Origin of the sequence: Segeticoccus rhizosphaerae (assembly GCF_009192725.1) — a bacterium.
Taxonomy (GTDB): Bacteria; Actinomycetota; Actinomycetes; order Actinomycetales; family Dermatophilaceae; genus Segeticoccus; species Segeticoccus rhizosphaerae.
This window is the reverse complement of record NZ_VOHR01000018.1, coordinates 16269-28188: the sequence shown is the minus strand read 5'-3', so window position 1 is coordinate 28188 and position 11920 is coordinate 16269. Positions and strand designations below refer to the sequence as shown.

The 11920-nt window shown below is 66.6% G+C and carries 9 protein-coding genes and 3 tRNA genes; 3 read left to right on the top strand and 9 right to left on the bottom strand.

Translation table 11 applies throughout. The annotated features are described in order from the left end of the window. The 4 genes from FRW57_RS03145 to FRW57_RS03130 all read right to left on the bottom strand — a co-directional run. The coding region (locus FRW57_RS03145; RefSeq protein ID WP_162529242.1) for an L-lactate permease at window positions 1-801 on the bottom strand (801 nt) is incomplete at its 3' end. After that, entirely contained in the window at window positions 798-995 is a 198-nt protein-coding gene (locus FRW57_RS03140) for a hypothetical protein (protein WP_152185272.1), read from the bottom strand. The genes FRW57_RS03145 and FRW57_RS03140, both read right to left, overlap by 4 nt. 162 nt (window positions 996-1157) lie before the next feature. After that, window positions 1158-2768, bottom strand: a complete 1611-nt coding sequence (locus FRW57_RS03135; protein ID WP_203230192.1) for a gamma-glutamyltransferase family protein — start codon at window positions 2766-2768, stop codon at window positions 1158-1160. 248 nt (window positions 2769-3016) lie between these two features. Next, a complete protein-coding gene (locus tag FRW57_RS03130; RefSeq protein WP_152185270.1) occupies window positions 3017-4297 on the bottom strand; it encodes an Nramp family divalent metal transporter in 1281 nt (426 codons plus the stop codon). Window positions 4298-5099: 802 nt separating this feature from the next. On the opposite strand from FRW57_RS03130, the gene FRW57_RS03125 reads away from it, so the two are divergent. After that, the gene (locus FRW57_RS03125) at window positions 5100-5720 is read left to right on the top strand and encodes a GntR family transcriptional regulator (RefSeq protein ID WP_162529241.1); all 621 of its coding nucleotides are present in this window, start codon (window positions 5100-5102) and stop codon (window positions 5718-5720) included. Window positions 5721-5870: 150 nt separating this feature from the next. Here FRW57_RS03125 and FRW57_RS03120 read toward each other — a convergent pair whose 3' ends face one another. After that, a complete protein-coding gene (locus FRW57_RS03120; protein WP_152185268.1) occupies window positions 5871-6425 on the bottom strand; it encodes a phosphatase PAP2 family protein in 555 nt (184 codons plus the stop codon). 567 nt (window positions 6426-6992) lie between these two features. On the opposite strand from FRW57_RS03120, the gene FRW57_RS03115 reads away from it, so the two are divergent. Then, on the top strand, window positions 6993-7487 hold the full coding sequence (locus tag FRW57_RS03115; protein ID WP_152185267.1) for a hypothetical protein: 495 nt from the start codon (window positions 6993-6995) through the stop codon (window positions 7485-7487). 1253 nt (window positions 7488-8740) lie between these two features. On the opposite strand, the gene FRW57_RS03110 is transcribed toward FRW57_RS03115, so the two are convergent. The 4 genes from FRW57_RS03110 to FRW57_RS03095 all read right to left on the bottom strand — a co-directional run bounded on the left by FRW57_RS03110 (window position 8741) and on the right by FRW57_RS03095 (window position 10091). Beyond that, window positions 8741-8815, bottom strand: a tRNA-Val gene (locus FRW57_RS03110). A 17-nt stretch (window positions 8816-8832) separates the two neighbouring features. Further along, window positions 8833-8906 (bottom strand) — tRNA-Cys (locus tag FRW57_RS03105). 20 nt (window positions 8907-8926) lie between these two features. Continuing rightward, window positions 8927-8999 (bottom strand) — tRNA-Gly (locus FRW57_RS03100). An 18-nt stretch (window positions 9000-9017) separates the two neighbouring features. Next, entirely contained in the window at window positions 9018-10091 is a 1074-nt protein-coding gene (locus FRW57_RS03095) for a YihY/virulence factor BrkB family protein (RefSeq protein ID WP_152185266.1), read from the bottom strand. A 142-nt stretch (window positions 10092-10233) separates the two neighbouring features. Between FRW57_RS03095 and FRW57_RS03090 the strand changes: the two genes are divergently transcribed. Next, window positions 10234-11886 carry an acyl-CoA dehydrogenase family protein gene (locus FRW57_RS03090; RefSeq protein ID WP_238384611.1) on the top strand — a complete coding sequence of 551 codons (1653 nt, stop codon included), beginning with the start codon at window positions 10234-10236 and terminating at the stop codon, window positions 11884-11886. Window positions 11887-11920 lie beyond the last annotated feature (34 nt).

Sequence of the window (11920 nt, the reverse complement as noted above, 5' to 3'; positions counted from 1 at the left end):
CCCGGCCCGGCGGCGCCGCGTCAGCCAGGCCAGGGCCAGAGCGACGGCGAACCCGACGGCGCCCGCGCTGACCGTCCCGATGGCCGGCACGACCGAGGTCACGGCATACAGCGTCACGGCCATCGGCACGCCCGCGGACAGCAACAGCAGCAGGCCGTCCCTCAGCCCGCGCAACCCGCCGTCCAGCAGCAGGACCAGGGCACCACCCAACACCCCGTTGACCCCCAGCATCAGCGAGGCGTGCCCCGCGAACGCGGCCGTCGCCGCCGCTGGCAGGTGTGCCGTCAGGGCAGCCATGTAGAACGACGACCCCATCGAACCGAACGTGACCGACCAGCTGTACCCGATCAACGGGTAGGCCACCGCCCTGGCCCGCGACCAGCCCGAGGCCAACAGCAACGGAGCGGCCACCGCGATCGGGGTGCCGAACCCCGCCACTCCCTGCACGAACGACGGCAGCAACCAAGCCAACACCAACAGGTTCTCGCTGCGGTTGGGAAACAAGTGCTCGAACAGGCTCCCGATCCGGTCGAACCCGGCCCGTTCGGCCAGCCGGTACAACAGCATCGCCGGGAACACCACATACAAGATCCAAGCCCCCAGCCACAGCCCCTTGCCCAGCGCCACCGCCAGCACCGACCAACCGGCGCCGAAGACGGCACCCGCGATGACGCCCGTCAAGCCAGCAACCAACAGACACGCAGTCTTGGTGGCCAGCACCCCGGTCGTGACCAGGACCAGAAGCAGCAGGACCGGCGCAGCCGCCGCGAGCCAGTACCCCGCCGTAACCGGCGGGCTCACCGCCCGCTGCCCCCGCCCTCCCGCTTGCGCCGGCCGCTCCGCCCCGGCACCGCCTCCTCCTCCGGCCCCATCGCCTGATAAGTCGACCGGGTCCGCTCCGTGTGCATCCGCATCACCCTCGCCGCAGTCGCCCCATCACCCGCCTCCAACGCCGCGAAGTCGAACTCGTCGACGACGACCTTCGTACGTGCCACGGCTCAGCGCCCGACCGCGTAGCCCTGCATGCCGCAAGGAGTCGCATCTAGGTGGCAGGCCGTGCAGTCGCCCTGCCCATGATGGGCGATCAGCTCGGGATACCGGTCACGACACAGCGGCAACTCCGCGCTCAGGAGGCTCTTCAGGTAATGCACGGTTGTTCAATACCCCCCAATGCTTCCGGACAGTGCTCGAGGGTCCGCGGCACCGGCCAGCCTTTCCCCGTCGCTGAGAATGATCTGGGCATGCCCAAAGGGATGGTCGTAGGAGGGATCCACTTCGACTGTGTGGCCCAAGCTGCGCAACGCGTCCGGCCATGATTGAGGCGACTGCCCCTCGAGAGCGGTCCTTACCGATCCGCTGTACCCCCACGTATTGAAGGAAGTGGCGTCGTCGGTGCCGCGCAATATCCACCGTCCCGCTGCCATAGCCTCAGCGGGGTCCTGGTCATGCTTCAAGAGTCGAACGAGGAGTTGCAGTAGCACCTGCGGTTGGGAGTCTCCTCCACGGATACCGAGTACAGCATGCAGACTACGATCTGGATTAGTTACCAGGACGGGCGAGAGTGTGTGCGGCGGTCGCCTCCCAGGACCGTACTCTGCCGGGTGCCCCTCCTCGAGAGAGAATCCTATTCCACGGTTCTGCAGGAACACCCCCGTGTCCTCCACCACCAAGCCTGACCCAAAGCTCATCGCATTGGACTGGATGAGCGACACGGACATGCCATCCTTATCGACGGCGCAGAGATAGGTGGTACCGCCTTGCATATAGCGATCAGTGAGGTCTGCCACGTTGGACCGCGATATAGCTGACAGCCTTGGCTGCAGTCGTGTGGGAGACAAGAGCGCCTCTCCATCGGCTCGTTCGTGAAGCACCTCAGGGCGATCGAACGCCGCCTGGCGGGCGGCTTCGATCAGCAGATGTGCCCACAATGGATCCTCTGGGGTGGGCAGGTCGAGACGCTCGGCGATCCACGCTGCGGAGAGAAGCAGGTAGCCTTGCGAATTCGGCGGAGCAGTCCATACATCACGTCCCCAGACACGCATGCCTAATGGCGTCACCCACTCGGCTTGAACTCTGGATAGGTCCTGCTCGGTGTATAGCCCGCGCCCCATGCGGATCAGCCCTTGCCCGAACTCGCCCTCGTAGAAGTTCTCCCGTCCACCAGATCCAATGCCTGCGAGCAGTCGAGCCATGCCCGGTCGTTGTATCACTTGGCCAGGTGACAATGTGCCGTCTGGAGCCAGCTCGGAGGCAGCAGCCGTGTTGGCGATCTTCGGTATGGCTTGCACAAGGAACGGTGACGCCGGGAACCCGTCGTGGGCATACCGACGTGCGGGCTCAAGGATCTCTTGGAGGGGCAAGTTGGAGAAGCGCCGCTGCAGTTCGACCCAACCATCGACGCACCCAGGTATTGGAACACTCGCGATCTCGCCGGACGGAGGCATTCTGGTGTGACCCGCCCTGCGTAGAACCGTCGGGTCTGCTCCCGAGCCCGTCCAGCCCGAGGCGTTGAGCGCTACCGGTCGCTCCCGGTTGTGGTGTACAAGAGCGAACAGGTCACCTCCTAGCCCGCACTGGTTGGGGAGGACGACGGTGAGCACCGCGTTTGCTGCCAAGGCCGCGTCAACGGCGTTGCCGCCACGGCGGAGCATCTCAACGCCGGCCTCGGTGGCGAGATTGTCTACCGAGCCCACCATGGCGTTCGGCGTGTACCGCGTGACGTAAGGCACCCCATCCGGGACCCGACCCGTCAATGCGATCGAACTCACCGACGCTGATGATGTGGCAGGAAGACTCATGACTCGTTCTCCTAACATTGCCGAAATACTTCATTGGCTGCGTCTAGCGCAGGGGATGCGCTGACCACCGCCCAAAGGGGCACTCGATCTCAAGGCACGGGAGAAGGGGCGTCCGGCCGACCCCTCTGATCGGAGCCACCTAAACAGTCGGCAGCTCTAGCCGCTTCAAGACCGGGGCCCGTCCCCATTCGTCCTCCGGATCGGTCTACCTCAATCACTTAGAAGAGATCGATCAGCTTGATGACTCCCAATACCGCAAATATTACTAGCGAGAGGCTGAGAATCGTATTGGATAGCCACCGATTGCGGAAACGCTTTGGAACCCTCGAGGAGTTGAGCATGACCAGCAAGGCGCCACTGAATACTGGCATGAATACTGCACCCAAGGCTGCGTAGATGATAACCAATAGGACCGGCTTGCCGAAGAGCAAGAGAAGCATCGGAGGAAATGCAGACCACACCAAGAACAGGCGAAACATCGGGCTGCGTTCAGAGATGTGCGGCTCAGCTTCTGAATCTTCGATCTTTCGACCGATCCGGATTATGTCAGCAAACAAGTAGGCGAACCCGTTCCATCCACCGAGCACCGACGTAAAGGTGGCAGAGAAGAAGCCGATGAGGAGTAGCCAGCGAGCCACCTCCCCGAATCGGTCAGCGAAGACGTTCGCTAGCGGAACTAGCCCCTCTTCTCCTGACAACGGCTGTCCCGTCGAGAAAAGAAGCCCTGCGCCAACAACCATCATTGACACCATAAACAATGGCGTCATGATGTATCCGACAATGACGTCCAGACGCATCGTCGACATCCATCGGCCACCGCGATAGCCCTTGTCTCGAAGCCAGTACCCGTACGAGGCGAGAGTCAGAGTGCCACCTACCCCACCAATCAATCCCAATACGTATAGGAGCGATCCTCCAGGCATAGCGAATGTAAACCCCGAGGCGATGTCGCCGAGAGCGGGCGCTGTGAGGACTGCGGCGCCGACGATCGTGACAAACATGACCCCAACAAGTACTACCATCAGTCTTTCAAACAGATAGTACTTCCCGATCATGAGCAGCGCGAATGAGACGATCGCAGTAACGATGGCCCACTGATTTATCGAAAGTGCAGGCATCATGCCATTGAGGCCAAGTCCCGTTGCTGACGTGACCGCTGCCCCATAGACGAATCCCAGCACAACCAGGTATCCGAGAATATACCATTGCATCCATTTGCCGATGCTTAGCATTCCCACTAATGGAGTTTGATCGGTGGCCAGCCACCATCGCCCGATTCCTTCGGTGATCGCCAGCTTGATGACTGCGCCGACAACGATCGCCCACAACAACGCCATACCGTACTTGCTGCCGGCAGTGAGGGACGAAATCATGTCACCTGCACCTACACCCGTAGCCGCGATCACCAGACCTGGACCGATCTTCCACAGGCTGGGTCGGATCTGGCCTTCGCTTTCTTCATCCCTCGTGATCTCGGGGGCGGAATTAGGCTGTTCCATGGAACTGCTCCCTCACGCATGCATAGACATCGGCGGCTCGCGAAGCGTGCGAGCGCGTGAACCCGGGCAGAGTAACGTAGATCACCATGGCTTGTATACAGTTCTCACTGCCGTTTTTCGATGAGTCAGCGGGGTTCCAGCACGCTCGCATCACCGCCTGCCGGCCGACAATAACCACCATGCGAGACGTCTGATACGTGCCCGGTCGACGACACGCCGGCCGCGCAAAGCGGCGCTGTTCTCAATACCGAGGACTGGGCCGGCCAGACCGGGCCCTGGCCACGCTGGGCAGCACCTACACCCGGCCACCAGGTCACGGAGGCGAGACAGGCCCGCGTCCACCTGTCGCCATCCAGAGGCCTTCCCCCGCCGGTTTGAGTTCCCGTACGGGGGGCACCGAACACGCCTCTGAGAGGTCTCGCTGCAGCCGTCGGCGAGGGACCGAATCGTGGGAGTGAGTTCTCTGAACGCTGTAGAAGGATGATCGGCGGGTCAGGGTCACCCCGACGAACGTGCCGTTCCGTTCGCTCCACACCCGTGTGCGGCCGCCGGCCCAAACCGCGCTCGCGGCGCACGGATGGACGGAATCGCCGGTGAGCGAAAAGGCTGACGCCGGCGACTCTGCCCGGCCTGGCGACTAGTGCGCAACCGGGCACTCGCTCGGCAGGACGTGTTCATCCTGACTCGAATTACACTCGTATACAGTGGCGACAGCGTAGCGGCGTGGGCCGCCTAGGACTGCTACGACAGACAGAAGGGCATCATGAACTCGGACCGAGCGGCCACCCTCGGCAGCCAGCACGTGCCGCTGCGCGATCAGGTTCTGGTGGAACTTCGACGTCGCATCGTCGACGGTGACTACAAGCCAGGTGACCGCCTCACTGAGGACCGTCTCGCCGAGGATTTCGGAGTGTCACGCAACCCTGTCCGCGAAGCCCTGCGGGTCGTGGAATCCGAGGGGTTCGTGACGATGGTGCCGCGCCGCGGGACTTTCGTCGCCTACCCGGACGAGTCGATGATCAAGGACATCTTCACGGTACGCGCCAGGCTCGAACCACTAGCTGCTCGGCTTGCCGCTGAGCGACGTACGGTCAAAGACAGCATCGGGCTGCGCTCCCTGCTCGATGCAGCTCGGCGCGCCACCGACGAGTCGGACTTTCCCCGTGTCGCGGAGCTCAACAGCCAACTGCACCTCCGTGTCCTTGAGATCAGCGGCAACCGCTGGTTGTCGTCGATCTCTTTGTCCCTTTACCTGCATGTCCAGTGGATCTTCCGTATCGGTGCACCCGACCGTGCTCCGCACTCCTGGGCCGAACACATCCGCCTGGTCGATGCCATCGAGGCAGGTGACGGGGCCCGGGCCGAGGCGGCGGCCCTAGCGCACGTCGAGGCTGCGTCCGATGCCGCGCACGAAGGTGTCTAGGCGCACCCCGGCCAGGCGGTAGTTCGATGTGGATGGGCCACACGTCACCCTTGGCCCAAGGCTTCACGGTCACCACCGTCTTATGCGGGACAAGTGCGGCTCAGTGTCTTCGTGACGCTTCGCGCCCCTTTGCGGCCAGGCTTGGTCCGATCAGATCAGCGCCGACGTCACCAGAACTGCTACTGCGAAGCCCACGGCGCCGCCAACAACGACTTGAGCGCGCGTGTGGTCCCCGAGCACGACCCGCGACCAGCCGACAAGCGCCACCATCGGAGCGAGCAGGAGCAGCCACACGTTCACGAGGACTGCCAAGGCCGCGACCGCTCCCCCGGCGCATGCCGTGTGAATCGAGATCTTCCGCCACATCGTCACGGCAAGACAGACCACCACCGCGGCGCAAATCCCCCAGACCACCGCAAACAGCGGCTGCGGCGCATCGAGCATCCACAACACCAACAGCCCGACCGCGATAGAGACCAGTCCTATGGTCATCATCACGGGCCGCTGCTCACGCCGCGTGATGTGCCGGTCACCCAGGACGCCCCGCCGGATCTTCAGGTGCAGGATCGCGTATGGCAGACCCGCGGCAAAGAACATCGCCACGAAACCGAAGAGGAAGCCTCGCCCCCAGCCGGCAGCGTGGATCGCCACGACGAACGTGACGAGGACGACCAGCACCGCCGGCGCGAACACCTCGGTGACCAAGCGAGCACATCGAGACCTCACGTGAGTCCGCACCGCCGACGCCGTCACGTCGCGCGCCTTCGTCCAGCGAGCCATCGCGTATGACGTGTGCTCTCGGTGGAAACCAGCACGGCGTCCTGCGAATCGACCCACGCGATGACCCCACACCCGCCGACCTGGCACCGGCCGACCCCGCCAGCCGCGAACCCCTCGACCGGCTCGCCGCCACTCTCGGGGCCGTCGCCGACCTACTCACTTTCGACCCACGACCCTCCACCCCCTCACCGACCCATGCCGACCGCGACGCGCTGGCCGTCCGGGTCCTGGCCATCACCACCGTCACCGCCCGGCACGCACTCACGCGGATCCCATTCGCATATGGCAACAGGCCCCTGCTGATCGGCGCGTACGCCGAGTACGCCCTCGACACTCTCAAGGCCAACGGCGCAAAACAGCTCGCTGACCCAGATCGCCTCGTTCCACCCACCCACCAACCCGACCGCCCCGGCGGAGCGCCTCGAAGCCGCGCTACGCGGCTGGGCCGACGCTGCCCGCCACGAACTGGCCCGCACCATCCCCGCGACCGCCGTGCTCGCCAACATCGCCAGCACCGGAGTCCACCTGTATGCCGTCACCGACCAAATCACCCTGGCCCGAGCCGACCTCGACCGGCTACCGACCCGTGAGGCCGCGCTCGCCCGGCGCCAGTTCCGCCACACCGCGCAAACGCTCGACCACGCCGGGAAACTGTGGGCCGCGGTGACCACCGCGCAACGGCCCACCCAGACCTACGCCAGCGCCACCGGACTGCTCGACCAGACACTCTTCGCACTCACTCACCGCGGCCCCCACCAACGGACCTCCGCCGACCTGGCTGCCCGGATCGACCTGGGCCAGGCCATGGCCGAGCTGCGCTACGCCACCGCCGACCTACGCGAGCTCACCCACCTCGCCGTGCCGCTGCCCCTCCGGCTTGCCCGCTCGGGACTGCTGTTCGCGCCCGCCCGGGCCCTAGGACACACCCCGGAACGCATCAACGCCGTCACGCACCACCGTTACATCGCCGCCGACAGATCGACGTAACCGCGCTCACTGCCAGCGTCAGGGAAGCGTCCGATGCCACGCGGCGGGCGCAAGCCGCCTTGGCAGCTGCGCCCCATAGGCAGTCGCGCCCCGAGCGACGGATCGACTCGCCGACAACGCCGGGCGCGGCACCCGAGATGTGATGGTCACGTGAGGGTGCCGAGCGCCGGGCATCGTCCGGCCGGGACGCGTCCCTACAGCACGTGACCGATAGTGCCCCGTGATCGAGGTAATCAGAACAAACCGCGTGAGAAGGAGAACCACCATGACTGCACCAGGCGCAAACGCTGGATCGCTACTGCACAACTCGGCTTCCGTCCGAATGGCAAGCGGATCGTGAGGACCGCCTCGGGACAGACCAAGACGGAGGCCAAGAACAAGCTCAAGGAACTGTTGCGCGGCACTGACGAGGGCTATGCCCCCGTCAAGCGCTACACGGTCGCAGACTGCTTCGAGTCTTGGCTCGCCCACGGTCTCAGCGGCCGCAGCCAACGCACCATCGACAACTGCACCACCCTCGCCAGGACCCACATCATCCCGGAGCTGGGCGCCCGGCAACTCGCCGACCTGACCAGTGACGAAGTCGATGAGTGGCTCGAAGCCAAGTCGGACTCGCTCAGCAGGGCCACGCTGCAGCGACTCCTGTCCATCCTCCGCCGCGCCATCTCCCGCGATGTCCGCCGGGATCGGATCCGCCGCAACGTGACCCTCGTGGTCGAGGTTCCCTCCGGCGGCGCCGGACGCCCGTCCAAGTCGCTCAACCTCGCCCAGGCCACCGCGCTGCTGAAGGCCGCTGAGGGCACTCCGATGCATGCCTACATCGTCCTCAGCCTCCTCACGGGTGCCCGGACCGAGGAGCTTCGGGCTCTCACCCGGGAACGCCTCAACCTCGAGGGAAAGCCTGACCACGACCCTCCCCTGCCACCCACGATGCAGGTATGGCCGGTCGGTCCGTCAGGGTGGCGACACCAAGACCAAGCTGTCCCGCCGGACCTTGCGCCTGCCACAGCGCGCGGTCGAAGTCCTCATCCGCCACCGCGCCGAGCAGGGCACCGCCCGTGCCGCAGCAGGTGGCGCCTGGCAGGCCCACGGCCTGGTCTTCTGCTCCCGTCGCGGTGCCCCCTGGACGCGGCCAACGTCCGCCGCTCCTTCCGGGCCGTGGTCGACGGCATCACGGTCCCCGGCCGCTGCGGACCCGGCATACAAGAAGCCCCTGACCCAGCGTTTCCGCAGGTCAGAGACCGTTCTCGAACTGGTGGGCGATACTGGGATCGAACCAGTGACCTCTTCCGTGTCAGGGAAGCGCGCTACCGCTGCGCCAATCGCCCGTGCGTGTGGAACTGCTTGGAGGTGGAGACGGGATTTGAACCCGTGTACACGGCTTTGCAGGCCGTTGCCTCGCCTCTCGGCCACTCCACCGTGAAGGCCTTTGGGCCCCGAGCGGACGACCGGTCTCGAACCGGCGACCTCAACCTTGGCAAGGTTGCGCTCTACCAACTGAGCTACGTCCGCGTGCGCCGCACCGAGTCGTCACTCGCTGCGCGTGCGGACAGACACTAACCGATCCGGAGGATCGGAGTCCAACCGGGCCCGGCGTTCGCGCCGCTGCTGACCCTCGGGCAGCGGAGTCAGCGGCCGCTCGTGCTTGGCGCCGCGCCGGCGTGACACCTCACTGCCCACCCATTCGACCGCCTTGGCACGGCTGCTCGGCCGCTCCTCGACCGGCCAGAGCCGGCGCACCGCCGCGTTGAGCGCTGCCCCGATGAGGATCGCGATGGCCAGGAAGTAGAGCCAGATCAGCACGACGATCGGTGCGGCGAGCGGCCCGTAGATCGACGTCGAGGCGCCCCCCACCGAGGCGCCCAGCCACTGGCGCAGCACGAACGAGCTCAGCAGCCAGATCACCAGGGTGAGCAGCGCGCCCGGGACGTCTCGCACCCATGGCGAGCGCCGCGGCGTGCTGATGTGGAAGAGGGTCGTGATGCTCGCCACCACGAGAACGACCACGACCGGCCAATAGAGGTTGGTGAGGAACTGGACGCGGTGCGGGAGGATCTGGTGCAGCCAGTCCGGCCCGATCAGCACCAGCGGGACGAGCACGATGCCGACCAGCACCGACACGACATACAGGGAGAAGCTGAGGGCGCGGGTCCGGATGATCCCGCGGACGCCGCTTTGCCCATACATGATCGAGATGGTGTCGATGAAGACGTTGAGCACCCGCGACCCGGACCACGCCGCGATCAGGAACCCGACCACCGTGATGTCGGCACGCCCGTTGCCCAGCACGTTGTCGACGGTCGGCACGATGACCTTGGTCACGTTGTCGTCGGTGAGAAAGCGCCCGGCCCACACCTCGATGTCCTTGCTCACCTCCGCGACGGTGCCCGGCCCGAGCCACTTGCCGACGTAGCCGAGCCCACCGAAGAGCCCCAGCACCAGCGGCGGCAGCGACAACAGGGCGAAGAATCCGGCCTCCGACGCCAGTCCGGTCACCCGGTAGCGCATGCACACGCGGAAGGTCTCCGCGGTGAGTCGCGCCAGCGCCAGCGCCCCAGGGATCTGCGCAAGCTCCTGCCGGATCCGCCTCTTGACAGGGCTCACCGCGCCGGCCTCCCGCGCGGCGGCGCCAAGCTCCGGTCCGTGGCCACGCGCCTACGGTAACGGGCCCACCGCACAAACCCTCGTCAGACACGTCATCCGCAGTGCTCCCCCGACGGCCGCGCGCTGCACCTACGCTGGAACCGTGAGCACCGCGGCCGTCTCCAACCAGACCCCACCACTGCAGGGGTATGACGTGCTGGGCACCGACGCGTCGGCGCTCGAGTCGCTGGACCGCTGGGGCAACGCGCAGGACCGCGCCGAGCTCGACCGGCTGGGGCTGCTCGCCGGTAGTGCCGAGTGCCAGTCGTGGGCCACCCAGGCGGACGCAAATCCACCCGAGCTGCGCGCCTTCTCCCCCGCCGGCGACCGCATCGACGAGGTCGAGTTCCACCCGGCCTGGCACCGCCTCCTCGAGGTCGCGGTCGGCCACGGGCTCACCGCCGAGCCGTGGACCCGGCCCCCCGGCTCCGGCGCGCACCTGCGACGCGCCACCGGCTTCTACCTGTGGTCCCAGCTCGAGGCTGGCCACCTGTGCCCGGTCTCCATGACGTATGCCGCGGTCCCCGCCCTGGCCGCGCAACCGGAGCTCGCCGCGGTCTGGACCCCCGCCCTGGCCTCGCGCCACTACGACTTCGGGCTGCGGCCGCTGGCCGACAAGGCCGGGGCACTGGCCGGCATGGGGATGACCGAGAAGCAGGGCGGTTCGGACGTCCGGGCCAACACCACCACCGCGACCGCCTCCCCCGGCCCCCTGGTGGGCGGTGAGAACTACCGGCTCGAGGGTCACAAGTGGTTCTGTTCTGCACCGATGAGCGACCTGTTCCTCGTCCTCGCCCAGGCACCCGGCGGGCTCACCTGCTTGGCAGTCCCCCGCGTCCTGCCCGACGGCTCACGCAACCCGTTTGCCCTGCAGCGGCTCAAGGACAAGCTCGGCAACCGCTCCAATGCCTCCTCCGAGCTCGAGCTGCACGGCACCTGGGCCGTGCGCGTCGGTGACGAGGGGCGAGGCGTGCGCACCATCATCGACATGGTCGGCGCCACCCGCCTCGACTGCGTGCTGGGCTCGGCCGCCACCATGCGGCAGGCGCTCGTCCGCGCCGTCCACCACTGCCGGCACCGGCACGCCTTCGGTGCCGCCCTGGTCGACCAGCCGCTGATGCGCAACGTCCTCATGGACCTCGCCCTCGAGTCCGAGGCCGCGACCCTGCTCGGCCTCCGGCTGGCCCATGCGATCGACACGGGCGAGACCGCCTTTGCCCGGGTCGCCGTCGCGCTCGGCAAGTACTGGGTCTGCAAGCGCACCGCCCCGCTGGTGGCCGAGGCGCTCGAGTGCCTCGGCGGCAACGGCTACATCGAGGAGAACGGCCTGGCGCGGCTCTACCGCGAGGCGCCGCTCAACTCCATCTGGGAGGGCTCCGGCAACGTCAACGCGCTCGACCTGCTGCGTGCCCTCGGCCGCCAGCCGGAGGCCGTCGCCACCCTGCAGAAGGAGCTCGACGCCGCCCGCGGCTCGCACGCCGGCCTCGACCTGTTCCTCGACGCCCTCACCCGGGACGTCCAGCGGCTTGCTGGCGACGAGCACGCCGCGTTCGCCGCCCGCGGCCTCGTCGAGCGACTCGCGCTCGGGTTGCAGGCGAGCCTCCTGGTCCGCCACGCACCGGCATACGTCGCCGATCCCTTCGTCAGCACCCGTATCGAGCGCCGCCACGGACAGACGTTCGGCACGATCGGCGCCGCCGCGGTGCGCTCGCATGCCGGGCCCGTGTTGGAGCGCGCCCTACCCACGGCAGAATGACCCTCGGCCCGGCCACCGCCGGGGCCACCGCACA

Coding starts and splice junctions, on each gene's coding strand:
- FRW57_RS03130 (WP_152185270.1), bottom strand. CDS start 4,297: ATGGAACAGCCTAATTCCGCCCCCGAGATCACGAGGGATGAAGAAAGC.